A 26,457-nucleotide genomic window follows, 5' to 3' on the forward strand; every position below is an offset into this window, starting at 1 on the left:
GTGGAGAGGTGATCGAAGCCCGCCATCTCCGCGTCCTGCGCGCCGTCGCCACCACCGGCTCGTTCTCCGCCGCCGCCCGCGAGCTGGGCTTCACCCAGCCGGCCATCAGCCAGCAGATGAAGGCGCTGGAATCGTCGGTCGGCACGCCGCTCCTGATCCGTACGGGCCGCGAGATGCGGCTCACCCAGGCCGGCGAGGCCCTCGTGCGGCACGCCTCCGGCATCCTCGCCGGGCTCACCGCCGCCGAGGAGGAGGTCGCCGCCATCGCCGGGCTGCGCGCGGGCCGGGTCCGGCTCGTCTCCTTCCCCAGCGGCAGCTCCACCCTCGTTCCCGGCGCCCTGGCCGCGCTGCGCGCCGAGCACCCCGGCACCCAGGTCTCGCTGGTGGAGGCCGAACCGCCCCGCTCCGTGGAGATGCTCCGCGACGGGGACTGCGACATCGCGCTGGCCTTCCGGTACGGGAACAGCGGCACCGGTGAAGGCGCGGAAAGCGGTGACGGCGACTGGAACGATCTGGTCGTCCGCCCGCTGCTCGCGGACCGGCTGATCGGCCTGCTGCCCGAGGACCACCGGCTGGCCGGGACGGACGCGATCGACATCGGCGAACTCGCCGGGGACCCGTGGATCGCCGGCTGCCCGCGCTGCCGCCGGCAGCTCGTGGAGGTCTGCGAGGAGTCCGGCTTCACCCCCCGCATCGACTTCGCCACCGACGACTACCCCGCCGTGATCGGACTGGTCGGCGCCGGGCTCGGGGTGGCGGTACTGCCCGCGCTGGCGATCGAGTCGGTACGCCCCAAGGGGGCCGTGACCGTGACGGTGGAGCCCGCCGTGGTGCGCGAGATCGTGGCGCTGACCCTGCCGGACCTGGCCCGGGTCCCCGCCGTGGCGGCCACCCTCGACCAGCTGTCGCTGGCGGCGGCGCGCTGATCCCGTCGGTGCCGCCGACCCCGGTGGTTCCGCAGGCCCCGTTGACCGCGCTCTTCCCGCGGATCGCACGGTTCCCGCCGACCGCGCGGTGACTGCGGAAACGTTCCTGCGGTACGGGGCGGCGCTCAATGTTCAGTCGTGCTGCGCGCTGTCGCCCGGACCGGAGTGGGCCGCCGTGATCAGGCGGTTGCGGGCGCGGCCCATCAGCTCCTCGCGCTCGTCCTCGGTCAGGCCGCCCCACACTCCGTAGGGCTCGCGGACCGCCAGCGCGTGGGCGGCGCACTCGGCGCGCACCGGGCAGCGCATGCACACCTCTTTCGCCGAGGTCTCGCGGGCGCTGCGGGCGGCTCCGCGTTCGCCCTCGGGGTGGAAGAACAGTGAACTGTCGACCCCTCGGCAGGCCGCGAGCAGCTGCCAGTCCCACAGGTCCGCGTTGGGTCCGGGAAGGCGGGAGAAATCTGCCATTGCTTGTCCCCTCGAAACCGTGCTCTGCCGGAGACGTCCCCGGCAGTCGCAGTCCGTCGTCGTCCGTCGGTGGGCCGATCCTCAGCCCCTCGGCCCCCCGGTTCCGCAGAGGCTGAGGCGCGACCGTACATCTATGGTCGTAGTAGATGTAAATATGACTGATTGCGAATCTAGTCACAGACACCAGCAAAAGGGAAGAAAACCCGCCAAATAGGGCACGCCGACCGGTGAAGTTTCGGTTGAAGGGTGAAGCGCCCGCGTCGATCCGCTCCGTGTGTGCGACCTCACGTAGAGTGCCGAACCCTACGGTCCGACCCGTAACTCTTTCGAGTGACCATCGTTGAGAGTGCGGAGGCGGTTGGCGACTAACCGGCTCGGGCACATGTCCGAGGGGGTCAACCGCACAGGTGACGACTTGTATCAGCCTGGAGGCTCAAGGTGACGCGCATCAGCTGCGGAGGACGGTCATGACATCCGTCCTCGTCTGCGACGACTCCCCGCTCGCCCGAGAGGCGCTCCGTCGCGCGGTTGCGACCGTGCCCGGCGTCGAGCGTGTGACGACGGCGGCCAACGGCGAGGAAGTACTCCGCCGCTGGGGAGCCGACCGTTCGGATTTGATTCTGATGGACGTCCGCATGCCCGGCCTGGGAGGTGTGGAGACCGTCCGGCGGCTGCTCTCCGCCGACCCCGGTGCCCGGATCATCATGCTGACGGTCGCCGAGGACCTGGACGGTGTCGCGCTCGCGGTCGCCGCCGGTGCCCGCGGCTATCTGCACAAGGACGCCTCGCGTGCCGAGCTGCGGGCCACCGTGACCCAGGCGCTGGCCGACCCGACGTGGCGGCTCGCCCCGCGTCGGCTGCGGTCCGCGGAGATGGGCGCGGCCCCCACGCTCACCGCGCGTGAGATCCAGGTGCTCGAGGGCATGAGCCACGGCCGGTCCAACGCGGAGATCGGGCGCGAGCTCTTCCTCTCCGAGGACACGGTCAAGACCCACGCCCGCAGGCTCTTCAAGAAGCTCGGCGCCTCGGACCGTGCCCACGCCGTGGCGCTCGGATTCCGCTGGGGCCTGGTGCGCTGAGCCGTGCCGTCCCCGGCGTGCCGGAATCGTCCCCGTCCGCGGACCCGCGGACGGGGCGACGGAGGGCGCGGGCGGGGCGGCCCGCCCGCGGCGAGCCGGTCGTCATCGGCGGTGGGTGACGCTTCCCGGCCGATGACGCATCCTTGAGCTGTGGAGTTCCTCGGGAACGACGATTCGGACCAGCGGATCCAGCGGAAGGGGAGGGCGCAGGACATGACATCCGGCGCACCCGCTCGTAACGCTTCGGTGCACAACTCGGAACGCGATGGCGCGGACAGGTCGGCACCAAGGCACCATGGTCCGATGCGCGACGACGAGACGACGGTGATCGCTGCCCTGGTGCATCGGGCCGTGGACGGCGACGCGCAGGCGACCCACGACCTGCTGGCCCACGTCCACCCGCTCGCCCTGCGGTACTGCCGGTCCCGGCTGAACCGGCTGCCCGGTGACGCTCGTCACTTCGTCGAGGACCTGGCGCAGGAAGTCTGCGTCGCCGTGCTGATGGCGCTGCCCCGGTACCGCGACACCGGCCGCCCCTTCGAGGCGTTCGTCTTCGCCATCGCCGGACACAAGGTCGCCGACCTCCAGCGCGCCGCGATGCGCCACCCCGGGTCCACGGCCGTCCCGTCCGACGAGATGCCCGAGCGCCCCGACGACTCCCTCGGCCCGGAGGAGCGCGCGCTGCTCAGCAGCGACGCGGCCTGGGCCAAGAAGCTCCTCGCCAACCTGCCGGAGAACCAGCGCGAGCTGCTCGTCCTGCGGGTGGCCGTCGGCCTGACCGCCGAGGAGACCGGACAGATGCTGGGCATGTCCCCCGGAGCCGTACGCGTCGCCCAGCACCGCGCGCTCAGCCGGCTGCGAGCCCTCGCGGAACAGTGACTTCGGCCGCACCCCCGCCGGCCTCCCCGGGTTCGGCCCCGCGTCTTCCCGGGCTTTCCGGGCTTCTGTAGAAACCTACGGAGAGGCCCGACGATCTTGATCGTGGAATGAGACACCCCAGAAGGCCGTTAGCATGGACATCCGCACCGATCAAGACCATTTGGGGAAGGTGTCATGACTGCAAACGTCGACGGAGTGCCTGAGAAGTTCGCGACGCTCGGGCTGACATACGACGACGTGCTGTTGCTGCCGGGCGCGTCGGAGGTCCTGCCCAACGCGGTCGACACCTCGTCCCTCATCTCCCGCAACGTGCGCGTGAACATCCCCTTGCTGTCGGCCGCCATGGACAAGGTGACCGAGTCGCGGATGGCGATCGCGATGGCCCGTCAGGGCGGCGTCGGCGTGCTGCACCGCAACCTCTCGATCGAGGACCAGGTCAACCAGGTCGACCTGGTGAAGCGGTCCGAGTCCGGGATGGTCACCGACCCGATCACCGTGCACCCCGACGCCACGCTCGGCGAGGCGGACGCGCTCTGCGCGAAGTTCCGCATCAGCGGCGTGCCGGTCACCGACCCCGCGGGCAAGCTCCTCGGCATCGTGACCAACCGTGACATGGCCTTCGAGTCCGACCGTTCGCGCCAGGTGCGCGAGGTCATGACCCCGATGCCGCTCGTCACCGGCAGGGTCGGCATCTCCGGCGTGGAGGCGATGGAGCTGCTCCGCCGCCACAAGATCGAGAAGCTGCCGCTGGTCGACGAGGCGGGCCTCCTCAAGGGCCTCATCACGGTCAAGGACTTCAAGAAGGCCGAGCAGTACCCCAACGCCGCCAAGGACGCCGAAGGCCGTCTGCTGGTCGGCGCGGCCGTCGGTGCCAGCCCCGAGGCGCTGGACCGCGCCCAGGCGCTCGCCTCCGCCGGGGTCGACTTCCTCATCGTCGACACCTCGCACGGCCACAACAGCAACGCCCTCAACTGGATGGCGAAGATCAAGTCGAGCGTCGGCATAGACGTCATCGGCGGCAACGTCGCGACCCGCGACGGCGCCCAGGCGCTGATCGACGCCGGCGTCGACGGCGTGAAGGTCGGCGTCGGACCCGGCTCGATCTGCACCACCCGCGTGGTCGCCGGCATCGGCGTCCCGCAGGTCACCGCGATCTACGAAGCCGCTCTCGCCGCCCGCGCGGCGGGTGTGCCGGTCATCGGCGACGGTGGCCTGCAGTACTCCGGCGACATCGGCAAGGCGCTCGCCGCGGGCGCGGACAGCGTGATGCTGGGCAGCCTCCTCGCGGGCTGCGAGGAGTCGCCGGGTGAGCTGATGTTCATCAACGGCAAGCAGTTCAAGTCGTACCGGGGCATGGGTTCGCTGGGCGCGATGCAGTCCCGCGGCCAGGGCCGTTCGTACTCCAAGGACCGGTACTTCCAGGCCGACGTGTCCTCGGACGACAAGCTCGTGCCCGAGGGCATCGAGGGCCAGGTCCCCTACCGGGGCCCGCTCGCCAACGTCCTCCACCAGCTCGTCGGCGGTCTGCGGCAGACCATGGGGTACGTGGGCGCCGAGTCCGTCGACCAGATGGAGAGCAAGGGCCGCTTCGTACGCATCACGTCGGCGGGTCTCAAGGAGAGCCACCCGCACGACATCCAGATGACGGTCGAGGCACCGAACTACAGCAGGAAGTAGCACCGGGCACGGTGCTGAAGGGGCGGACCGGGGTTCCCCGGGCCGCCCCTTCCGCGCGTGTCGGGGATACTGGTCAGCGCAGACGTAGAGGGAAAGGCCACACATCGTGACTGAGATCGAGATCGGGCGCGGCAAGCGCGGCCGCCGGGCATACGCATTCGACGACATCGCTGTCGTACCGAGCCGCAGGACCCGGGACCCGAAGGAGGTCTCGATCGCCTGGCAGATCGACGCCTACCGCTTCGAGCTGCCGTTCCTGGCCGCTCCCATGGACTCCGTGGTCTCCCCGCAGCACGCCATCCGCATCGGCGAGCTCGGCGGACTCGGCGTCCTCAACCTGGAGGGTCTGTGGACCCGCCACGAGGACCCGCAGCCGCTGCTCGACGAGATCGCCGAGATGCCGGTCGAGACCGCGACCCGGCGCCTCCAGGAGATCTACTCCGCGCCGATCCAGGAGGAGCTGATCGGGCAGCGCATCAAGGAGGTGCGCGACTCCGGTGTCGTCACCGCCGCCGCGCTCTCGCCGCAGCGCACCGCCCAGTTCTCCAAGGCCGTCGTCGACGCCGGGGTGGACATCTTCGTCATCCGCGGTACGACCGTCTCCGCCGAGCACGTCTCCGGTGCCGCCGAGCCGCTCAACCTCAAGCAGTTCATCTACGAGCTGGACGTCCCGGTGATCGTCGGCGGCTGCGCCACGTACACCGCGGCCCTGCACCTCATGCGCACCGGTGCTGCGGGTGTCCTGGTCGGCTTCGGCGGCGGCGCCGCGCACACCACCCGCAACGTCTTCGGCATCCAGGTGCCGATGGCGACCGCCGTGGCGGACGTGGCGGGTGCCCGCCGCGACTACATGGACGAGTCCGGCGGCCGGTACGTGCACGTCATCGCGGACGGCGGCGTCGGCTGGTCCGGCGACCTGCCGAAGGCCATCGCCTGCGGCGCGGACGCCGTGATGATGGGCTCCCCGCTGGCCCGCGCCACCGACGCCCCGGGCCGCGGCCGCCACTGGGGCATGGAGGCCGTCCACGAGGACGTGCCGCGCGGCAAGCTGGTGGACCTCGGCTCGGTCGGTACGACCGAGGAGGTGCTGACCGGTCCGTCGCACACCCCGGACGGCTCGATGAACATCTTCGGCGCCCTGCGCCGCGCGATGGCCACGACCGGCTACAGCGACCTCAAGGAGTTCCAGCGCGTCGAGGTGACGGTGGCGGACTCGCAGCACCGCCGCTGACCGCGTTCCGCGCGGTTCCGCGTGGCTTTGCGCTTACGAGAGAGGGCCCCGACCACCACGTGTGGTCGGGGCCCTCTCCTTACGCCGGGCGGGTCGGCCCTCAGTCGGAGAGCTTCTTGGCGGTGGAGAACGACGCGAACGCGGCGAGCGCGAAGAAGACGACGTTGAAGAAGTCGGCGTCCGCCTTCCACGCCTCCTGGAGCACCCCGAAGTGTTCGAAGAACATCTCGGAGACGGAGACCGGGAGGTGCTTGGAGGCGATGATCGCCTCGCCGAGCAGCTGGCCGAAGTAGACCGAGGCGAGGGAGAACAGGGCGGCGGCGAACGGCAGCGCGGGGTTGCGGCCGCCGGCCTTGCCGGCCGCCCAACCGGTGACGAGGCCGAGGACGACCGCCGCGTAACCGAACTCGCGCTCGGTGGCCCCGATGATGGCGCCGTAGACCGCCCCGATCACGGCGGCGCTGCCGAGCGACGCGAGCAGGCCGAGGGCCAGGTTGTTGCGGACCGGACCGGCGACCGGCGCGAACGGCACCCCGGGGTACTGGCCGGGCTGACCCGGCTGGGCGGGCCAGGGGGTGCCGGGGGGCGGTCCCGGCTGACCGGGCTGCGCGCCCGCGAAGGGGTTGCCGGTGGGCGCACCCGGCGCGGGTGCGACCGGCGGTCCGACCGGAGGACCGGCCTGCGCCACGGGCGCCCCGACGGGCGGGGCCACGGGCGCTCCGGCCGGCGGGGCCACCGGCGGTGCCGCCGGAGCCTGTGCCCCGGGCGCCTCGGCCGCGTACGGGTTGCCCTCGACGGGCCGGCCGTCCTCGGGCTGCTGGGGCCGGCTGGGCGGCGGCACGGGCTGGCTCATGGTGGAAATCCCCCCTGGGACGGATGCGCACGACGGTGCGACGGATACGCACGGCTGTGCGAAGGTGACGCCGCAGGCTAGCAGCCGCCTGTGACAGCGCCCACCGGGATTCCCGGGCCGTTCCCGCTCGCACACCGTCCCGCCCGTCACAGCCGGTGCGCGGCCCCCGCCGGAGTGGCCCCCCGGGTGTCGAGCAGCAGCTGCGCCTTCACCGCGAGGCCCTGGAGGTCGTACGTGCGGTGGTGCTGGAGGAGCAGCGTCAGGTCGGCGGCGGCCGCCGCCTCGTACAGCGAGTCGGCACGGGGGACCGGGACGTCGCGGACGCGCCAGTCCAGGACGTGCGGGTCGTGGTAGCCGATCTGGGCGCCCAGGTCCATCAGCCGGCTCGCGATGTCACGGGCCGGGGCCGCCTCCTGGTCGGCGCTGTCCGGCTTGTAGGTGACGCCGAGGAGGAGGATGCGGGCGCCGCGCACCGACTTGCCGTGCTCGTTCAGCAGGGTGGCGCTGCGCCGGATCACGTAGCTCGGCATGCGGTCGTTGATCTCCTGCGCCATGGAGACCAGCCGCAGCGGGGGGCCGGGCGCGTGGCCGGCGTACGGGGCGCTGCCCGGGTCCAGGGCGACGCCGTGGCCGCCGACCCCGGGGCCGGGGCGGAACGGCTGGAAGCCGAAGGGCTTGGTCTCGGCGCACCGGATGACGTCCCAGAGGTCCACGCCGAGCTCGTGGCAGAGCACCGCCATCTCGTTGACGAGCGCGATGTTCACGTGCCGGAAGTTGGTCTCCAGCACCTTCGTCATCTCGGCCTCGCGCGGGCCCCGGGCGCGTACCACCTTGTCCGTGAGCCGCCCGTAGAACGCGGCGGCGGACTCGGTGCAGGCGGGGGTGAGGCCGCCGATGACCTTGGGGGTGTTGGCGTAGGTGTGGGTGCGGTTGCCGGGGTCCAGGCGGCCGGGGGAGCAGGCGAGGTGGAAGTCGCGGCCCGCGCGCAGCCCGGACCCCTCTTCGAGCAGCCCGCGCAGGAAGTTCTCGGTGGTGCCGGGGGGTACGGGCGACTCCAGCAGCACCGTGGTGTGCGGGCGGAGCCGGGCGGCCAGCGCGCGGGCGGCGTCGCCGAGGGCGGTGAGGTCGACGGTGCGGTCGGGCCCGAGGGGGGTGGGGGAGCAGATCACCGCGGTGCGCACCCGGCCGAGTTCGGTGGCGTTGGTGGTGGGGCGGAAACCCCGGGAGAGCATCCTGCGGACCTCGGACGCGGTGAGCGAGCCCTCGACCGGGGTGCGTCCCGCGCCGAGATCCGCGTACGGGCGCGGATCGGTGTCGTAGCCGATGGTGTCGATACCGGCGGCTACCGCTGCCTGCGCGAGGGGCAGGCCGAGGTGACCGAGTCCGATGACCGCGAGGTCTGCGGGCATGCGAGGGGCCGTCCTTCCCATAGGACCATGAGGACCGAAAGCGCAACTGCTGTGGACCGCGCGATGTCAGACTAGGCGTAAATATGACCTGTATGTCGCATTTATGTCGCACGGAATGATCGCTGTCATGGTCCGGGGACGGGAGCGTTGTCCACAGGCGGTGGCTGAAGTCGCGTTGCGCGGACAGAATCGGGAACGTGGGCACGGCCGCTCCGGCCGGACGGACCCGGACACATCGCCCGGGTGCCGGCCCACCCCGATCCACCGGGAGGCAGAGTTGAGGACATCGACACTGGGCCCCGCCGAGCGCTCCGAGGCGCTCGCCGCGATGGCCGAGCGCGAGCTGGACGTACTCGTCGTCGGGGCGGGCGTGGTCGGCGCGGGGACGGCGCTGGACGCCGCCACCAGAGGGCTCTCCACCGGACTCGTGGAGGCGCGCGACTGGGCCTCCGGCACCTCCAGCCGGTCCAGCAAGCTCATCCACGGCGGCCTGCGCTACCTGGAGATGCTCGACTTCGCCCTGGTCCGCGAGGCGCTCAAGGAACGCGGCCTGCTGCTGGAACGCCTCGCCCCCCACCTCGTGAAGCCGGTGCCGTTCCTCTACCCCTTGCAGCACAAGGGGTGGGAACGGCTGTACGCGGGCTCCGGCGTCGCCCTCTACGACGCGATGTCCCTCTCCTCCGGGCACGGCCGGGGACTCCCCGTCCACCGCCACCTCTCCCGCCGCCGCGCCCTGCGCGTGGCCCCCGCGCTCCGCAAGGACGCCTTGGTCGGGGCCCTCCAGTACTACGACGCCCAGATGGACGACGCCCGCTACACCGCCACCCTGGTGCGTACCGCCGTGAGCTACGGCGCGCACGCCGCGAACCGCGCGCGGGTCTCCGGATTCCTCCGGGAGGGCGAACGCGTCGTCGGCGCCCTGGTCGAGGACGTCGAGACCGGCGGCCGGTACGAGGTCAGGGCCAAACAGGTGGTCAACGCGACCGGCGTGTGGACCGACGACACCCAGGCGCTGATCGCCGAACGCGGACAGTTCCACGTCCGCGCCTCCAAGGGCATCCACCTCGTCGTGCCCAAGGACCGCATCCACTCCTCGACCGGGCTGATCCTGCGGACCGAGAAGTCCGTCCTCTTCGTCATCCCGTGGGGCCGCCACTGGATCGTCGGCACCACCGACACCGACTGGAGCCTCGACAAGGCCCACCCGGCCGCCTCCAGCGCCGATATCGACTACCTGCTCGAACACGTCAACACCGTGCTCGCCACCCCGCTGACCAGGGACGACGTCGAAGGCGTCTATGCCGGGCTGCGCCCGCTGCTGGCCGGCGAGTCGGACGCGACCAGCAAACTCTCCCGCGAGCACACGGTGGCCCACCCGGTGCCCGGGCTCGTCGTGGTCGCCGGCGGCAAGTACACGACGTACCGGGTGATGGCGAAGGACGCCGTGGACGAGGCCGTGCACGGGCTCGACCAGCGGGTCGCCGAGTGCGTCACGGAGGACGTACCGCTGATCGGCGCCGAGGGGTACCGCGCCCTGTGGAACGCCCGCGCCCGGATCGCCGCCGCCAACGGCCTGCACGTCGTCCGCGTGGAGCACCTGCTCAACCGGTACGGCTCCCTCGCCGAGGAGCTCCTCGCGCTGATCGCGGAGAACCCCGCGCTGGGCGAGCCGCTGCCCGCCGCCGACGACTACCTCGCCGCCGAGATCGTCTACGCCGCCTCGCACGAGGGCGCCCGCCACCTCGACGACGTCCTCACCCGGCGGACCCGGATCTCCATCGAGACCTTCGACCGGGGCACCCTCAGCGCCCGCGTCTGCGCGGAGCTGATGGCCCCGGTCCTGGGCTGGGACGCGGACCGGGTCGACCGCGAGGTGGAGCACTACGAGAAGCGGGTCCAGGCCGAGCGGGAGTCGCAGCGCCAGCCCGACGACCTCACCGCCGACGCCGCCCGGCTCGGCGCACCGGACATCGTGCCGATCTGACGGTCCGGCCCGGCTCAGCACCGGTCATCGTGCCGGTCCGGCGGTCCGGTCCGGCGGGACGTCCGGCCGTCCGGTCCGGCCGTACCGATCTGACGGGGCATCGCGCGGCCCCGGCGGCCCGGCATGGGAGGGCGAGGAAGGGGCACCCGCTCGCACACGGTGGGGGTGTCCGGCACGGGGTGGAGGAGCCGTGCCTCACGCCCCGCAAGCCCTCTCCCCGGCCCCGCCGGGACCGACCGCGGACCCGGCACCAGAACCGGTCCCGGGGTGAGGGACAATGAACGCTCTGCCAGGGCGGGTTGATCGCAGAGGGGACGCATGTCGGAGGCGGAGCAGGCAAACGGGCCCCAACGGGACACCGAGGGGCGTCTTCTCGCGGGACGGTACCGGCTCGGGAAGGTGCTCGGCCGGGGCGGTATGGGTACCGTCTGGCGCGCCGAGGACGAGACCCTGGGCCGTACGGTGGCGGTGAAGGAACTCCGGTTCCCCACGGCCATCGACGACGAGGAGAAGCGCCGGCTGATCACGCGCACCCTGCGTGAGGCCAAGGCGATCGCGCGCATCCGCAACACCAGCGCCGTCACCGTGTTCGACGTGGTCGACGAGGACGACCGGCCGTGGATCGTCATGGAGCTCGTCGAGGGCAAGTCCCTCGCCGAAGTGATCCGCGAGGACGGCACGCTGACGCCCCGACGGGCGGCCGAGGTCGGCCTCGCCGTCCTCGACGTGCTGCGCTCCGCGCACCGCGAGGGCATCCTGCACCGGGACGTGAAGCCGTCCAACGTGCTGATATCCCAGGAAGGCAGGGTCGTCCTCACCGACTTCGGCATCGCCCAGGTCGAGGGCGACCCGTCGGTGACCTCCACCGGCATGCTGGTCGGCGCCCCCTCGTACATCTCGCCGGAGCGCGCCCGCGGCCACAAGCCCGGACCGCCCGCCGATCTCTGGTCGCTCGGCGGTCTGCTCTACGCGAGCGTGGAAGGCAGCCCGCCGTACGACAAGGGCTCGGCCATCGCGACGCTGACGGCCGTCATGACCGAACCGCTGGACCCGCCGAAGAACGCGGGCCCGCTGAAGGACGTCATCTACGGCCTGCTCACCCGCGACCCCGAGCAGCGGCTCGACGACGCCGGTGCGCGCGCCCTGCTCACCGCGATCGTCAACGCCCCGGAGAAGCCGCCCGCCGACGCCACCCAGGTGATGGCCGTACCCACCGGGGTGGGACCCGCCCCCTCGGACGGCAGGACCGGGCCCGGCGCCGACGCGCGGACGCCCGTCTCCTCCGGGACCGGCGAGGGAACCCGGGACCGGCTGCGTGGCGCCCTGCGCTCCGTACGGAACTCCAAGGCGGCCGCGACGGCCGGGGCAGCGGGAGCGGCCGGTGCGGCCGGTGCTCCGGGCGCCTCCGCCGCGACCTCCGCGGGCGCGCCCGCCGCCGGTCCCGCCGCCGGATCCGCCCCCGCCCGTCCCGCTGCTCCCGCCGGAAAGGCCGGAAAGGCCGGAAAGGCCGGTGTCCCGGGTGCCGCCACGGCCTCGGCCTCCGGCGGAGTGCCGCCGCGCACCCCCGGGGCGTCCACCCGCGCCTCGCTCACCGACGTGGTGCCGCGCCGGACCCTCGCGGTCATCGCGGGCGTCGTGGTGCTGGCCGTCATCGGCACCGTGCTCGCGCTCAGCCTCGGCGGCGGGGACGACCAGGACGGCAAGGGCACCGCCACGCAGGGAACCTCGGCCGGGTCCACCGGTGGGGCCGACGCCTCCGGCAAGGGCGACGACCGCACCGAGGGGCAGGGCAAGTCCGGCGACTCCGCCTCTCCGTCCACGGCCGGCACCCCGTCCGGCTCCGGCACCCCCTCCGCCTCCTCGTCCGGCAAGGACGGCGACGACGACAAGGGTGGCAAGGACGACAAGGGCGGCAAGGACGACAGCGCGGTGCCGGCCGGGTACAAGACGGTCGACGACAGCCGTTTCCACTTCACCATGGCGTTGCCCGCCGCCTATCAGCGCACCGCCATCGCGGGGTCCAACTCCGGCGGCATCTACAACGCGTCGAAGGGCAGCTTCCCGCGCGTCCAGGTCGACTACAACAGCTCACCGGGCAAGGACGCCGCGGCGGCCTGGTCGGCGGCGGTCGCGGGGGTGAGCGCCGCGAGCAACAACTACAAGCACATCGGCATCAGGAAGGTCGAGTACAACGGCTACCCGACCGTCGCGGACTGGGAGTTCGAGCGCACCCAGAACGGCGAGCGGGTGCACGTCCTCAACCGGGGCTTCCGGGCCGACCCGACGCACGGCTACTCGATCATGGTGAGCTGCCCGGCCGCGAAGTGGAACGAGGACGAGTGCCGCACCCTGCGGGAGACGGCGTTCGCCACCTTCGCGCCGAAGGACTGACGAAGGACTGACGAAGGACTGACGAAGGACCGACGAAGGACCGACGAAGGGCTGACGGTGACCGGTGACCGCCCTCCGGGGCGGTCGCCCCGCCGCTCCCGCCGGTCCGGTCCACCCGGGTTGGCGCGACCCGGACACGCCGCCGCGTCCCGCCACGTATCGTAAGAGACCGAGAACCGTTCGCAGCCATGATGGCGCGTCATATGTACGGCAAAGTCCGTGATGTGACGGCTCGTCCGGATCTCGTGACCGGGGGACCGTGCGCTCTGGGGAGGCGTCGTGGACGACTATGCGGGTCGGGTGCTTGCCGACCGCTACCGCCTTCCGCTGCCGCCGTCCGACGCCTACGAACTGGTCGAGACCCGCGCCTTCGACACCTACAGCGGCCAGGAGGTCCTGGTCCGGCAGGTGCCGCTCCCCGAGGTCGTCGACGCCGAGGTGCTCGACGGCGACGGCCGGCCGTCGCCCGTGCGCCGGACCACCGGCCGGGCGGTCCGCCGCTCCTCGGACCCGGCGGTGCGCCGGGCGATAGAGGCCGCGCAGGCCGCCGCCCAGGTCCCGGACCACCCGCGTCTCGACCAGGTCTTCGACGTGTTCGCCGAGGCGGGCTCGCTCTGGATCGTCAGCGAACTGGTGCCCGCCCGCCCGCTCGCCGCGCTCCTGGCCGAACGCCCTCTCAACCCCTACCGCGCCGCCGAGATCGGCTCCGACGTGCTCACCGCCCTGCGGGTGCTGCACGCGCACGGCTGGACCCACCGCAACATCACCGTGCGGACGGTGCTGGTCTGCGACGACGGCCGGGTCATGCTGACCGGCCTCGCGGCGGGCGCCGCCGAGGAGGCGCTCTGCGGGTACGTCACCGTGCCCCGCCCCGACCTGGACGAACCGGACGCCCCGCCCCGGCTCCACGAGCCGGAGAGCGACCCCGCGCAGGAGTACGGGCGGGAGTACGGGCGGGAGCACGCGTACGAGCACCGGAGCGGGCCCGACGACGACGGCGACCACGACGGCGACCGTGACGGCTACGGCGAGCAGCACACCGGGTACGCCCCCGGGCTGCCCGCCGCCCTCCCCCCGGCCCTGCCCCCCGCCCCCGCCCCGCCGCACGCCCCGTGGGGCGAGCCGAGCGACCCGTACGCCGACCGGGAGCCGTACACCGGCCACTTCGACCGGGACTCCTCCCCGGTGCCGCTCCCGGCCGCCCCCGCGGCCCCGGCCCTCCCTCCCGTCCCGCAGCACCGGCCGCCGGTCCAGGAGGAGCCGCCGGGCGAGGCCCAGCCGCCCGCCGATCCCGGCGCGGCGACCGCCGACCGGCTGCGGGCCGCCCGGGCCGGAGCGATAGCCGCCTACCGTGCGGGCGCCCTCGCGGCATCGGCCCGCGTCACCGAGGAGCAGCAGCGCGCCGAGGAGCAGCGCCTGGCGGAGGAGCGGCGCCGGGCCGAGGCGGAGCAGCGCGCGGACGAGCAGCGCCGGGCGGAGGAACAGCGCGTCGCGGAGGAGCAGCGTCGCGCCGAGGAGGAGCGGCGCGCGGAGGCCGCCGACGGGCCGGGGCTGCTGCCGCCGCCGCGTCCCGCGGCCGGGGCGCTGCCGCCGCTGCCCAGCGGCTGGGGCCGCTCCTCCGCCGATCTCTACCCCGACCTCTACGACGAGGAGGACGACGAGGAGGACGACGACCCGGAGGACCCGGGTCCGGCCGCTCCCGGCCGCCGCGTCCACCTCGCCGGCTCCTGGGAGGACGGCCACTCCGGCCGTCCCGTGCCCGCCGGGGGCTCCGGCGCCGACGCCTTGCGGGCCGACTCCCGCCGGGAGATGCTGCCCGCCGCCCGTTCCGGCGCGGCCGTCGAGCGGGTGCCCGCCGGCAGCTGGGACGCCGTCGTGGCCGCCGGCGACCAGGGCCCCGTCTACCGGGGGCCCGCCACCCCGCTCGCCGCCGAACGCGCCCGGCAGGCCCGTATCGCCGTCGTCGGGGCCGTCACCGAGCGGTGGGCGCCCGAACAGGCCGGGCCGGTCCACGAGAACTGGCAGCTCGCCCCGCCCATCGGCCCCGCCACCGACCTCTGGGCGCTGGGCGCGCTGCTCTACCGCGCGGTCCAGGGGCACGCCCCCTACCCGGAGGAGAACGCCGCCGAGCTCGTCCAGATGGTGTGCGGGGAGCCGCCCGCCTTCGCGGAGGAGTGCGGCCCGCTGCGGCCCGTCGTGGAGTCCCTGCTGCGCCAGGACCCCGCCGAGCGGCCCGACTTCGAGGAGCTGCGCGGCTGGCTGCGCTCGCTGATCCGGTCCGCCCCGGAGCCGGAGGCCGGTACGGACGTCGTGCCGCTCCCCGCCGACGACGCCACCAAGCTGCCCATCGTCCGCCGCAAGGGCGAACTCGTCCGCAGGCGCCGCCGGTTCCGCTCCGCCGCGCAGGGCCGGCATCGCCAGGGCACCGGCGGTGGCCGGGACGGCCAGGAGACAGCGGGGCTTGAGGCCCTGGGGCTGCGCTCCTACCCGGAGGCCGACGAGCGGGCGTACCAGGAGCCCGCGTACGAGCCTCGGGCCACCCAGGAGCGCAGGCCGCCCCGGGGCCCGCGCGAGCCCAAGGTGCTGCGGGACAACGGCAACCGGCCGCCGCGCCGCCTCGGCCGGCTCCTGCTGCTGCTCGTCCTGCTGGCGCTGGCCGGCGCGGTGGTCTACGCCCTGATGTTCATGCCGGAGAACGACGCCGGTACGCGTACGGGCGGGGCCGCCACCCCGGCGGCCACCGACTCCGCCGCACCCGCCGGTTCCGAGCCGCCCGCCGAGAAGCCCTCCCCGTCCGCCTCCGGCAAGCCCTCGTCGGCGCCCGGGACCCAGGACCCGCAGACGAGCGGGTCCGCCGTGGCGCTCCCGCCGGGGTACACGCTCAGCAAGGACCCGGAAGGGTTCGAGGTGGGCGTGTTGAAGGGCTGGCAGCGCAGCCCCGCCAACGCGGACCGCCAGATCCGTTACGGCAGCGACGGGTTCAGCCTGCTGATCGTGCCGGGCCGGGACACCGTGCAGGCCAACGGGGCCGATCCGCTGGCCTACCAGCGCGACAAGGAGCCCGAGTTGCAGCCGTTCCGCGACTCCTCCTGGTCCACCGCGACCGGGCTCCGCCGGGTCGACGTCGGCCGACAGGCCATGGCCGAGGGGCAGTACACCTGGCAGGACGTCAACGGCCGTGAGGTGTACGTCCGCAACCTCGCGATGGTCGTCGGCGGCCGCTACCACATCATCCAGGTCATCGGCCCGGTCAACGAGCGTGACCAGGTCTCCAGCATCTACCAGCAGGTCATCTCCTCGTACAAGGTCACGTCCTGACGGTCCGGAATGTTCCGGTACGTCGCTGGCCGGGGTCATCACAGTGCGGTCTCATGGGCGGTGCGAGGTTCCCCGCCCGGGAGCCCCTCCGTAATCTGGCACCCGAGCAACGGGCGGGGACGACACGTGGATCACTCATCGAACAGCGGCAGGCGCACCGACAAGGCCGCCAAAACGGCGTCCGGACTGGTACTCGCGGGCCGGTACCGGCTGGTGGACGTGCTGGGCCGGGGCGGCATGGGCAAGGTGTGGCGGGCACAGGACGAGCTGCTCCACCGCACGGTCGCCGTCAAGGAGCTGACCGCCGGACTGTACGTCGCCGAGGCCGACCGGGTCGTGCTGCACGCCCGTACCCGCAAGGAGGCGCGGGCCGCCGCCCGCATCAGCCACCCCGGTGTCGTCACCGTCCACGACGTGCTCGACCACGACGACCGCCCGTGGATCGTCATGCAGTACGTCGACGGGCCGTCGCTCGCCGACTCCGCCAAGGAGAACGGCGAGGTCACCCCGCACGAGGCGGCCCGCATCGGGCTCGGCGTCCTCAGCGCGCTGCGCGCCGCGCACGCGGCGGGGGTGCTGCACCGGGACGTCAAGCCGGGCAACGTCCTGCTCGCCCGCGACGGGCAGATCCTCCTCACCGACTTCGGCATCGCCGCCATCGAGGGCGACTCGACCATCACCCGGACCGGCGAACTCATCGGCTCCATCGACTATCTGGCGCCCGAGCGGGTGCAGGGCCAGGACCCCGGCCCCGCGTCCGACCTCTGGTCGCTCGGCGCCACGCTCTACGCGGCGATCGACGGCCGGTCGCCGTTCCGGCGCTCCTCGCCCATCGCGACCATGCAGGCGGTCGTCACGGACGAACCGTCGATCCCCCCGGGGGCCGGCACCCTCGGCCCGGTGATCGCCGCCCTGCTCCGCAAGGACCCGGCCGGCCGGCCCTCGGCGGCCGAGACCGAGCGGATGCTGCGCTCCGTGCTGACCGGCCGCGAACCGCGCACCGCGCAGGTGTACGTGGAGACGCGCCACTACGCGGGCGAGACCCGGAGCGAGCAGGCCCCGCCGTACGGGCAGGAGGCACCGGCCGACCGGGCGGGGGCGACCGGACCCACCGTCGCCCGGGCAGCGGCCCCGGCGGCCGGACCGGCTTCCGCGCCGCCCGGGTACGGCACCCAGGGCGGGCAGGCGGCCCCGGTGTCCGGGTACGGCACCCGGGGCGGACCGGTGTCCGCGCCGCCCGGATACGGCACCCAGGGCGGGCAGGGTTCCGCCGTGTCCGGGTACGGCGCCGCCACGCCTCCGGCCGGGTTTCCGTACGGCACCCCGCCCGGCCACACCACCGCCGCGACCCCCACGACCCCCGGGACGAAGTCCGGGTCGCGGCGGCGCAACACCGTGGTGGCGGTGCTGGTCGCGGCGGTGCTCGGCACCGGGGCCGGACTGGGCGCGATGCACTACGCGGGCGGCGGCTCGGACGACGAGGGAGGGCGCCCCACGCCCACCGCGCAGCAGCCCACCGCCTCCTCGGAGCCCTCGGCCGGCGCCGCGGGCGGCACCTCGGACGCCGGCGCCGGACCCTCCGACGCCACCGCCTCGCCGACCGCCGGATCGGCCGACTCCTCGATACCGGCCGGCTGGAAGCGGGTGGAGGACCCGGCCGGCTTCAGCCTCGCCGTACCGGAGGGGTGGGAGCGCCGGACGGAAGGCACCCAGATCGACTACACCCCGGACGAGGGCGGGCACCGCCTCCGCGTCAGCATCGACGACGCGCCCGACTTCGACACCGCGTACGCCCACATGCAGTCCATGGAGGAGACGCTCAGTGACCGGCTCCCGGGTTACTCGCGCATCTCCCTGGAGGAGAACACCTTCCGCGACCACTCCGGCTCGCTCTGGGAGTTCACCTGGACGGAGACGAAGGACCATCCGGGGGAGCGGCGCGGCATCGACCAGATGTACTTCGCCGGCACCGGCGGGCCGGAGTACGCGCTCTATCTGACGGCCCCGGTGGACGACTGGGAGAACACCAGGGAGCTGTTCGACACCATGCTCAGGAGCTGGCGCCCGCCCGCCCGGACGGAGTGAGCCGGGGGTGGCACGTTGGTCGGTGCCCAAGGTGGGCCGCCGCTCCGCGTTCCCCCCCCTCCCGCGCCGGGAACCGCCCTGATCAGCGGTTATTTCGCCAGTGATCACTGGCTGAGTGTGGGGAGTGTGAAAAGGGTGTTACCCACGGGTACCCAAAGTCGCCCGGTGGACCTACCCTCGCCCTCATGACGGACTCGCAGGCAGCGGACTCGACGGCAGCGGCCCCCAAGGCATCGGACCCCGGGGCGGCGGACCCCGAGGTGTCGGAGCCGCTGGCCCCCGACGCGCGGGCGGCGACGGCCGCCCCGGGCACCAACCCGGTGGCGGCGGCCCCCGCGGGCGTACGCACGGCGGCCGACGTGGTCACCCCCGACCTGGTCGCCCGGCTGGTCCGCGGGGTCGTCGGCTCCGGACGTACCGCCAACCACACCCCCCTCACCGGCGAGAAGCTGGCCGACCTGCCGGAGTCCACCCCCGAGGACGTGGCGACCGCCTTCGAACGGGCCCGCGCCGCCCAGCCCGCCTGGGCCGCCACCCCCGTACGCGCCCGGGCCGCCGTGCTGCTCCGCTTCCACGACCTCGTCCTCCAGCGCCAGGCCGAGGTCCTCGACCTCATCCAGCTGGAGACCGGCAAGGCCCGGCTGCACGCCCACGAGGAGGTGCTGGCGGTCGCCGTCGCCTCCCGCCACTACGGGCGCAAGGCCGCCGCGTACCTGCGCCCGAAGCGGCACACCGGAGTCGTACCGGCCCTCACCAAGGTCACCGAGCTGCGCCAGCCGCGCGGGGTCGTCGGCCAGATCGCCCCGTGGAACTACCCGCTGGAACTCTCCGTCGGCGACGCGCTGCCCGCCTTCGTCTCCGGCAACGCCGTCGTGATGAAGCCCGACACCGAGACCGCGCTCACCGCGCTCTGGGCCCGTGACCTCCTGATCGAGGCCGGACTGCCCGCCGAGGTCTTCCAGGTCGTGCTCGGCGAGGGCCCGGTCGTCGGCCCCGAGGTCGTCCAGCGCGCGGACTACGTCTCCTTCACCGGCTCCACCCGCACCGGCCGCGAGGTCGCCCAGGGCGCGGCGGCCCGGCTCGTCGGCGTCTCGCTGGAGCTCGGCGGCAAGAACGCCATGCTGGTGCTCGCCGACGCCGACGTGGAGAAGGCCGCCGCCGGAGCCGTCCGCGCCTGCTTCTCCTCCGCCGGCCAGCTCTGCATCTCCATCGAGCGGCTCTACGTCCACGCGTCCGTCGCCGACGACTTCGTGGCCCGCTTCGCCGCCCGCACCAGGGCGATGCGGCTCGGCGGCTCCCTCGCGTACGGCGCCGACATGGGCTCGCTCGCCGGGGAACGCCAGCTGGAGGCCGTGGTCCGGCACGTGGACGAGGCCGTCGCCAAGGGCGCGACCCTCGTCGCGGGCGGGAAGGCGCGCCCCGACATCGGCCCGCTCTTCTACGAGCCGACCATCCTCGAAGGCGTCGAGGCGCCCATGGAGGTCTGCGCCCAGGAGACCTTCGGCCCGGTCGTCTCCCTCTACCGCTTCACCGACGAGGACGAGGTGATCGCCCTAGCCAACGCCACCCCGTACGGCCTCAACGCCAGCGTCTGGACCACGGACGCCCGCCGCGGCCACCGGGTCGCCGCCCGGCTGCGCACCGGCACCGTCAACATCAACGAGGGGTACGCCTCCGCCTACGGCAGCGTGGGGTCCCCGATGGGCGGCATGAAGGACTCCGGACTCGGCCGCCGGCACGGCTCCGAGGGCATCCTCAAGTACACCGAGGCGCAGACCGTCGCCCAGCAGCGGCTGATCCCGCTCGCCCCGTCCTTCGGGATGGACGACGAGAAGTACGCGGCGTTCATGAGCCGCAGCCTCAAGGCGATGAAGGCGTTCCGGCTGCGCTGACCCATCCGGCACGGTCCGGGCCGGCCGGGGTCGTGAAGCCTCGTACCGGGTCCGTGACCGCTGACATCCGTACAGATCAGAAGGTTCCACCCGAGGTTCGCGACGAGGAGAGCCATGCCCGAGGACAGCCCTGCCCGCAACCAGGCCGACAGCGGCGGCCCCGCTTCGGGCACCGCTTCCGGCCCCGCTTCCGGCCCCGCTTCCGGCCCCGCGTTCGACTACGACGTCCTCGTCGTCGGCTCGGGGTTCGGCGGCGCGGTCTCCGCGCTCCGGCTGACCGAGAAGGGGTACCGGGTCGGCGTCCTGGAGGCGGGCCGCCGCTTCACCCCGGGGACGCTGCCCAAGAACTCCTGGGACCTGAAGAACTACCTCTGGGCCCCCGCCCTCGGCCTCTACGGCATCCAGCGGGTGCACCTCCTCGGCAAGGTCATGGTGCTGGCCGGAGCCGGGGTCGGCGGCGGCTCGCTGAACTACGCGAACACCCTGTACGTCCCGCCCGCCGCGTTCTTCGAGGACCGCCAGTGGGCCGCCATCACCGACTGGCAGGACGAGCTGCGGCCCTACTACGACCAGGCCACCCGGATGCTCGGGGTCCGGCTCAACCCGACGACGACCCCCTCCGACGTGCACCTCAAGGCGACCGCCGAGGCGATGGGCGTCGGCGACACCTTCCACCTGGCACCGGTCGGGGTGTTCTTCGGCGACGGCCGGGACGCCGACGGCACGGCGAAGGCGGAGCCCGGCGGCACGGTCGCCGACCCGTACTTCGGCGGCGCGGGGCCCGCCCGCAAGGCCTGCACCGAGTGCGGCGAGTGCATGACCGGCTGCCGCCACGGGGCGAAGAACACCCTCACCGAGAACTACCTCCACCTCGCCGAGAAGTCCGGTGCGGTCATCCACCCCATGACCACGGTGCTCGCCGTCACCGAGGACCCGGCGGGCGGCCACCGGGTCGAGACCGTCCCCACCGACCGCCGCCGCAAGGCCGCGCCCCGTACGCTCCGGGCCCGCCACGTGATCGTCGCGGCGGGCACGTACGGCACCCAGACCCTGCTGCACCGGATGAAGGACGAGGGACGGCTGCCCCGGCTCTCGGACCGGCTCGGCGAGCTGACCCGTACCAACTCCGAGGGGCTGGTCGGCGCGCAGACCAGCGACCGCCGCTACCGCCGCAAGCACGGCACGAAGCCCGACTTCACCAAGGGCGTCGCCATCACCTCGTCGATCCACCCCGACGCCAGCACCCACATCGAACCGGTCCGCTACGGCAAGGGCTCCAACGCCATGGGCGGCCTCACCATCCTGCAGGTGCCGTACGCGAAGCGGCGGGTGCTCGCCTGGCTCTCCCGGGTGGTCAGGCACCCCACCGTCGCGGCCCGCTCGCTCTCCAACCGGAAGTGGTCCGAGCGGACCATCATCGGGCTCGTCATGCAGTCGCTCGACAACTCGCTGACCGCCTACCGCAAGCCGAGCGGCATCGGAAAGGGCCTGCTCACCGCCCGGCAGGGGCACGGCGCACCGAACCCGACGCAGATCGCCGAGGCGACGCAGAGCGCCTCGCTGCTCGCCGAGGAGATCAACGGCTTCGCCGGTTCCAACATCGGCGAGCTGATGGGCACCCCGCTCACCGCGCACTTCCTCGGCGGCTGCCCGATCGGGGCGAGCGCGGCCGAGGGCGTCATCGACCCGTACCACCGGCTCCACGGCCACCCCGGCATCTCGGTCGTCGACGGCTCGGCGGTCTCCGCCAACCTCGGCGTCAACCCGTCGCTGACGATCACCGCGCAGGCCGAACGCGCCATGTCGTTCTGGCCCAACAAGGGCGAGCCGGACCCGCGACCGGCGCAGGGCGAGGCGTACCAGCGGCTGTCACCGGTGAAGCCGGCCACCCCGGCGGTGCCCCAGGAGGCGTTCGGCGCGCTGAAGCTGCCGTTCCTGGGCATCCCGGCCGTACCGCCGAAGCTGCCGAAGGTGTGACAGCAACCCCTGCGGACAGACCAGTGGGGGCCGGCCCCGGGCGTCCCCGGAGCCGGCCCCCACACGGGTGACCGGGCTGCTGTCCCCTGCCGACCGGTCACGTACGCCGGGACGCGGTCCCACGACGCACCTGAGATACGTCACACGTCCTGGCGGAGCCACGCGCTTCTTCCTGCCGATGCCGCCCCTGGCCGACGCGGACACACCCCGAACAACGAAGGCCGGTCCGGGCCGGTCACGCTCCGTACGGGTGAGACCGGGACCGAACGGGGGTGCGGCCGTACAGCCCTGCGCGCGGGGGCACGCCGCCGGTACGCCCGGGTACGCCGGGTTCACACCTGGCCGCGGCAGAGCTCCAGCAGCGTCATCGCGAGCGGGGTGCCGGGCTTCCCGAGCGCGTCCCGGAAGTGGCTGAGCACCTCCATCTCGCGGGCGAGGTTCACCCGGCGGCCCCCGGACGTGATCCTCGCCTCCTGGATGACCGCCGACACCGCCATCCGCTCCTGGACCAGGCCGATGATCCGGTCGTCCAGCGCGTCGATGCGCTCCCGGGCGCCGCCGATCAGCGCGGCGGCCTCCTCGGTGTGCGCGCCGGTCGCCTCGGTCGCGGTCTTCGAGGGCCGCGCGGCAGGCGTGGTGGCGGCGGTCGTGTTCGTGATGGTGCTCATGGTCGGACTCCCGGTCGGGATAGGGGCCCCGGCCCGACGGCCCCCGAACGCCAAGACGCCCCGGGCCTGTCGGCCCGGGGCGTCTGGAAGGTCGCTCGTCAGTTGCTCAAGCAGCACGACCATGACACCCGGCGGGCCGGATGCCATAGGTAAAGACGGAGGTCGTGTACTGACGCATGACAGCCAGTATGGACCCGCCCGGCCCGGCACCCGACGGGGGGTCCGGATGGCGGGACGGCCCCGGGAACGCGAAGCGGAAGGCCGCTTCGCCGCGGCCGGTAACATTGAAGGACCGACACCCCTCACCGCCGGAAGGCCGCCTCGTGCCAGCAGCACCCCCCGCCGCCCCCGACATGACCACCGACGTGGTTCTCGTCGTCGACTTCGGCGCGCAGTACGCCCAGCTCATCGCCCGTCGCGTCCGTGAGGCCCGGGTCTACAGCGAGATCGTCCCGTCCACCATGCCGGTGGCCGAGATGCTGGCGAAGAACCCCCGCGCGATCATCCTGTCCGGCGGCCCGTCCTCGGTGTACGCGGAAGGGGCGCCCTCGCTCGACCGCTCGCTGTTCGAGGCCGGGGTCCCGGTCTTCGGCATGTGCTACGGCTTCCAGCTGATGGCGACCACGCTCGGCGGCACCGTCGACGACAACGGGGCCCGTGAGTACGGCCGTACCCCGCTCAAGGTCACCAAGTCGGGCTCCACCCTCTTCGAGGGCACCCCCGACGACCAGGCCGTCTGGATGTCGCACGGCGACGCCTGCTCCGCCGCCCCCGAGGGCTTCACCGTGACCGCGTCCACCGACGTCGTCCCGGTCGCCGCCTTCGAGAACGACGAGAAGCGCCTCTACGGCGTCCAGTACCACCCCGAGGTCATGCACTCGACCCACGGGCAGCAGATCCTGGAGCACTTCCTCTACCGCGGCGCGGGCATCGAGCCGACCTGGACGACCACCAACGTGGTCGAGGAACAGGTCGCGCTCATCCGCGAGCAGGTCGGCACCAAGCGGGCCATCTGCGGCCTCTCCGGCGGCGTGGACTCCGCGGTCGCCGCGGCCCTCGTGCAGAAGGCCATCGGCTCCCAGCTGACCTGCGTCTACGTCGACCACGGCCTGATGCGCAAGGGCGAGACCGAGCAGGTCGAGAAGGACTTCGTGGCCGCCACCGGCGTCCAGCTGAAGGTCGTCGACGCCGAGAAGCGCTTCCTCGACGCGCTCGCCGGGGTCTCCGACCCGGAGCAGAAGCGGAAGATCATCGGCCGCGAGTTCATCCGCGTCTTCGAGCAGGCCCAGGCCGAGATCATCGCCGAGGGCGCGGCCGACGGCGAGCAGGTCGCCTTCCTCGTGCAGGGCACCCTCTACCCGGACGTCGTCGAGTCCGGCGGCGGCACCGGCACGGCCAACATCAAGTCGCACCACAACGTCGGCGGTCTCCCCGACGACATCGAGTTCGAGCTCATCGAGCCGCTGCGCCAGCTGTTCAAGGACGAGGTCCGGATGGTCGGCCAGGAGCTCGGCCTGCCCGAGGAGATCGTCCAGCGCCAGCCGTTCCCCGGCCCCGGCCTGGGCATCCGCATCGTCGGTGACGTCACCAAGGAGCGCCTCGACCTGCTCCGCGAGGCCGACGCCATCGCCCGCGAGGAGCTGACGGCCGCCGGTCTCGACCGCGAGATCTGGCAGTGCCCGGTGGTCCTCCTCGCCGACGTCCGCTCGGTCGGCGTCCAGGGCGACGGCCGCACCTACGGCCACCCGATCGTGCTGCGCCCGGTGTCCTCCGAGGACGCCATGACGGCCGACTGGTCGCGCCTGCCGTACGAGACGCTGGCGAAGATCTCCACCCGCATCACCAACGAGGTCGCCGACGTCAACCGCGTCGTCCTCGACGTGACGAGCAAGCCGCCGGGGACGATCGAGTGGGAGTGACCCTCCCCGAAGCCCCCTGACGATGCCGCCGCTTCCCCCGTGGGAGCGGCGGCATCGCCGTGTCCGGACCCCTCCGCCGTCCCCGCGGTGGCACGGGCGCTGCCCCGCGGTGGCACAGGTGCGCGAAACCGGGCGGCCGGGCCGACCCGATGCGGCCCGAAGGCCCCCGGTACGGCACAATTCACAAAAAACGTAAGTGAGTTGGCTGTACCGGGGCGGGAAAGGGCGGCACAGGTCGTGGCGTTGGACGAGGCGAGGGCAAGCAGGGCGCACGGCGGGGGCTGTACGTGCGGCGACTGCCCGCACGGAGCACGCGAAGGACACCGGCGCGCGGTCGCCGCCTTCCTCGCCAAACGGGACGAGTACGCCGCCGGGAAGGGACTTCCCGCCGGGGTGGCGCAGTCGCCCTCCGCCTCCCGGCAGTGGGTCTCCGACGAGCTGACCGGCGCCGCCCGCGCGGTCGCCGACCGCAGCCGGGAAGCCGGTGACGCCTGGCTCCACGAGGTGCGGCTGCGCACCCTCGCCGTCATCGCGGTCGCGCTCGTCGCCCTCGTCCTCGGTGAGACCGCCACCGCGATCGGCCCGGGCTGGTCCACCGCCCGTACCGCCGGGCTGATCGCCGGACTCGTCACCGCCGCGCTGCTGGCCGCCGGCGCCTCGTACCACCGGGCGCGCGGAGGGCTGCTCGCCCCGCTCATCGGCGAGGACAACCGGCTCTCCACCTCGCGGACCGTCGCCGCCGCCTGGGTGCTGCTCGCCGCCTTCGCCGTCCTGGTGCTCTCCCTCCAGCTCGCCGGGGCCTCCGACCACGCCGAGCGCGACGCGCTCATCGAGGGGCTGGACCTGATGCGTTCGGCGGGGGTGCTGACGGTGCTGGCGCTGGTCTGCGCCGTCGCCGTCGTCGTCCGCCGGGTCGTCTCCGTACGGGTGCTGGCGCAGCGGCTCCAGAAGATCCGGGCCGACCGGCCGCGCGCCGCCGACCTGCTGACCGACGACTCCGGCCGCGGCAGCTTCACGGACGTGCAGTACGTGCTGGTGAGCGGCGTCGCGGTGCTCTTCGCGGCGGTCCGCCTCGCCCGCCGCCCCGAGCAGCTCCCGGACCTGCCGTGGGGGCTCGCGCTGCTGGTGGCGGTCTCGGCGGCGACCTACTTCGCGGGGAAGTACGCGGAGGGCGGCCGCCCGGTGGTCCTGTCGGTCGTCCGGGCCCGCGAGGCCGGCGATCTGGACGCCCCGATCCGTACCGGCGACGACATCGAGATCCGGGGCGCCGGCTTCGTACCGCCCGGCGCGGGCGGCCCGGCCGGGCTGGCCCGGCTCGTCGTGCGGATAGGGACGGTCCACGTCCACGTCCCGCTGATCCCGGTCCCCGGCGGCTTCGCCAACCCGACCGACACCGTCCTCACCGTGCCCGTCCCGGTGGAGGTCGAACCCGGCTCGGTGGACGTGCAGGTGGTGACTGCCGCCGGGGTGGAGACCAACAGCTGCCGGATCGACGTGACGGACTGACACCGGGGAGGAACGGGGGCGTGGGCCACGGACGTCAGGAGTGAGGCCCCCCACGCTCCGCGGGCGGTTCGCCGCGCCGCCAGAAGGTGGGGCGCCACCAGTACAGCGCCGTCACGTCCTCCGGCCCCGGAGCACGGCTACATCTGGTGTCCGCAGCACGGGCAGGGGAACCAGCCCTGCGGGGGCGGGACGGGTGGC

At 73.3% G+C, this 26,457-nt stretch carries 17 protein-coding genes; 13 read left to right on the forward strand and 4 right to left on the reverse strand.

Going from position 1 to position 26,457, the window contains the following annotated elements:
- Positions 1–8 precede the first annotated feature (8 nt).
- Positions 9–926: a LysR family transcriptional regulator gene (locus OG599_RS21050; RefSeq protein ID WP_327177526.1), complete on the forward strand. Its 918-nt coding sequence runs from the start codon at positions 9–11 to the stop codon at positions 924–926.
- A 132-nt stretch (positions 927–1,058) separates the two neighbouring features.
- Here the strand turns inward: OG599_RS21050 and OG599_RS21055 are convergent, their stop codons facing one another.
- Entirely contained in the window at positions 1,059–1,391 is a 333-nt protein-coding gene (locus OG599_RS21055; protein ID WP_327177527.1) for a WhiB family transcriptional regulator, read from the reverse strand.
- Between the two features lie 467 nt (positions 1,392–1,858).
- Between OG599_RS21055 and OG599_RS21060 the strand changes: the two genes are divergently transcribed.
- From OG599_RS21060 to OG599_RS21075, 4 genes are all read left to right on the forward strand, one after another.
- Entirely contained in the window at positions 1,859–2,470 is a 612-nt protein-coding gene (locus tag OG599_RS21060; RefSeq protein ID WP_003948568.1) for a response regulator transcription factor, read from the forward strand.
- Positions 2,471–2,773: 303 nt separating this feature from the next.
- On the forward strand, positions 2,774–3,349 hold the full coding sequence (locus tag OG599_RS21065) for a sigma-70 family RNA polymerase sigma factor (RefSeq protein ID WP_266708156.1): 576 nt from the start codon (positions 2,774–2,776) through the stop codon (positions 3,347–3,349).
- A 174-nt stretch (positions 3,350–3,523) separates the two neighbouring features.
- Positions 3,524–5,026 (forward strand): IMP dehydrogenase, encoded by a 1,503-nt coding sequence (gene guaB, locus OG599_RS21070; protein WP_327177528.1) that lies wholly within the window; start codon positions 3,524–3,526, stop codon positions 5,024–5,026.
- A gap of 106 nt (positions 5,027–5,132) precedes the next feature.
- Positions 5,133–6,257 carry a GuaB3 family IMP dehydrogenase-related protein gene (locus tag OG599_RS21075; RefSeq protein ID WP_018101158.1) on the forward strand — a complete coding sequence of 375 codons (1,125 nt, stop codon included), beginning with the start codon at positions 5,133–5,135 and terminating at the stop codon, positions 6,255–6,257.
- A 100-nt stretch (positions 6,258–6,357) separates the two neighbouring features.
- Here the strand turns inward: OG599_RS21075 and OG599_RS21080 are convergent, their stop codons facing one another.
- Together OG599_RS21080 and OG599_RS21085 are read right to left on the reverse strand one after the other, a co-directional pair.
- Complete coding sequence (locus tag OG599_RS21080) at positions 6,358–7,110, reverse strand: hypothetical protein (protein WP_327177529.1); 753 nt, start codon at positions 7,108–7,110, stop codon at positions 6,358–6,360.
- Positions 7,111–7,256: 146 nt separating this feature from the next.
- Complete coding sequence (locus tag OG599_RS21085; RefSeq protein WP_327177530.1) at positions 7,257–8,519, reverse strand: nucleotide sugar dehydrogenase; 1,263 nt, start codon at positions 8,517–8,519, stop codon at positions 7,257–7,259.
- 277 nt (positions 8,520–8,796) lie between these two features.
- Between OG599_RS21085 and OG599_RS21090 the strand changes: the two genes are divergently transcribed.
- The 6 genes from OG599_RS21090 to OG599_RS21115 all read left to right on the forward strand — a co-directional run bounded on the left by OG599_RS21090 (position 8,797) and on the right by OG599_RS21115 (position 22,166).
- Positions 8,797–10,503, forward strand: coding sequence for a glycerol-3-phosphate dehydrogenase/oxidase (locus tag OG599_RS21090; protein ID WP_327177531.1), 1,707 nt, complete (start codon positions 8,797–8,799; stop codon positions 10,501–10,503).
- A 318-nt stretch (positions 10,504–10,821) separates the two neighbouring features.
- Positions 10,822–12,894, forward strand: a complete 2,073-nt coding sequence (locus OG599_RS21095) for a serine/threonine-protein kinase (RefSeq protein ID WP_327177532.1) — start codon at positions 10,822–10,824, stop codon at positions 12,892–12,894.
- Positions 12,895–13,173: 279 nt separating this feature from the next.
- Complete coding sequence (locus OG599_RS21100; protein ID WP_327177533.1) at positions 13,174–16,212, forward strand: protein kinase; 3,039 nt, start codon at positions 13,174–13,176, stop codon at positions 16,210–16,212.
- Between the two features lie 237 nt (positions 16,213–16,449).
- Positions 16,450–18,297, forward strand: a complete 1,848-nt coding sequence (locus OG599_RS21105; RefSeq protein WP_442809698.1) for a protein kinase domain-containing protein — start codon at positions 16,450–16,452, stop codon at positions 18,295–18,297.
- A 185-nt stretch (positions 18,298–18,482) separates the two neighbouring features.
- On the forward strand, positions 18,483–20,189 hold the full coding sequence (locus OG599_RS21110; protein WP_327177535.1) for a succinic semialdehyde dehydrogenase: 1,707 nt from the start codon (positions 18,483–18,485) through the stop codon (positions 20,187–20,189).
- A 114-nt stretch (positions 20,190–20,303) separates the two neighbouring features.
- Entirely contained in the window at positions 20,304–22,166 is a 1,863-nt protein-coding gene (locus OG599_RS21115; RefSeq protein WP_327177536.1) for a GMC family oxidoreductase, read from the forward strand.
- 332 nt (positions 22,167–22,498) lie between these two features.
- On the opposite strand, the gene OG599_RS21120 is transcribed toward OG599_RS21115, so the two are convergent.
- On the reverse strand, positions 22,499–22,834 hold the full coding sequence (locus tag OG599_RS21120) for a chorismate mutase (protein WP_327177537.1): 336 nt from the start codon (positions 22,832–22,834) through the stop codon (positions 22,499–22,501).
- Positions 22,835–23,157: 323 nt separating this feature from the next.
- Here OG599_RS21120 and guaA point away from each other — a divergent pair, with 323 nt between their 5' ends.
- Positions 23,158–24,753, forward strand: a complete 1,596-nt coding sequence (guaA, locus tag OG599_RS21125; protein WP_327177538.1) for a glutamine-hydrolyzing GMP synthase — start codon at positions 23,158–23,160, stop codon at positions 24,751–24,753.
- A gap of 237 nt (positions 24,754–24,990) precedes the next feature.
- Positions 24,991–26,259: a hypothetical protein gene (locus OG599_RS21130; RefSeq protein ID WP_327177539.1), complete on the forward strand. Its 1,269-nt coding sequence runs from the start codon at positions 24,991–24,993 to the stop codon at positions 26,257–26,259.
- Positions 26,260–26,457: the final 198 nt, after the last annotated feature.

Source organism: Streptomyces sp. NBC_01335, assembly GCF_035953295.1.
Taxonomy (GTDB): Bacteria; Actinomycetota; Actinomycetes; order Streptomycetales; family Streptomycetaceae; genus Streptomyces.

Coding starts and splice junctions, on each gene's coding strand:
- OG599_RS21065 (WP_266708156.1), top strand. CDS start 2,774: ATGCGCGACGACGAGACGACGGTGATCGCTGCCCTGGTGCATCGGGCC.
- OG599_RS21110 (WP_327177535.1), top strand. CDS start 18,483: ATGACGGACTCGCAGGCAGCGGACTCGACGGCAGCGGCCCCCAAGGCA.
- OG599_RS21115 (WP_327177536.1), top strand. CDS start 20,304: ATGCCCGAGGACAGCCCTGCCCGCAACCAGGCCGACAGCGGCGGCCCC.
- OG599_RS21080 (WP_327177529.1), bottom strand. CDS start 7,110: ATGAGCCAGCCCGTGCCGCCGCCCAGCCGGCCCCAGCAGCCCGAGGAC.
- OG599_RS21105 (WP_442809698.1), top strand. CDS start 16,450: ATGGGCAAGGTGTGGCGGGCACAGGACGAGCTGCTCCACCGCACGGTC.
- guaB (WP_327177528.1), top strand. CDS start 3,524: ATGACTGCAAACGTCGACGGAGTGCCTGAGAAGTTCGCGACGCTCGGG.
- OG599_RS21120 (WP_327177537.1), bottom strand. CDS start 22,834: ATGAGCACCATCACGAACACGACCGCCGCCACCACGCCTGCCGCGCGG.
- OG599_RS21085 (WP_327177530.1), bottom strand. CDS start 8,519: ATGCCCGCAGACCTCGCGGTCATCGGACTCGGTCACCTCGGCCTGCCC.
- OG599_RS21060 (WP_003948568.1), top strand. CDS start 1,859: ATGACATCCGTCCTCGTCTGCGACGACTCCCCGCTCGCCCGAGAGGCG.
- OG599_RS21055 (WP_327177527.1), bottom strand. CDS start 1,391: ATGGCAGATTTCTCCCGCCTTCCCGGACCCAACGCGGACCTGTGGGAC.
- OG599_RS21095 (WP_327177532.1), top strand. CDS start 10,822: ATGTCGGAGGCGGAGCAGGCAAACGGGCCCCAACGGGACACCGAGGGG.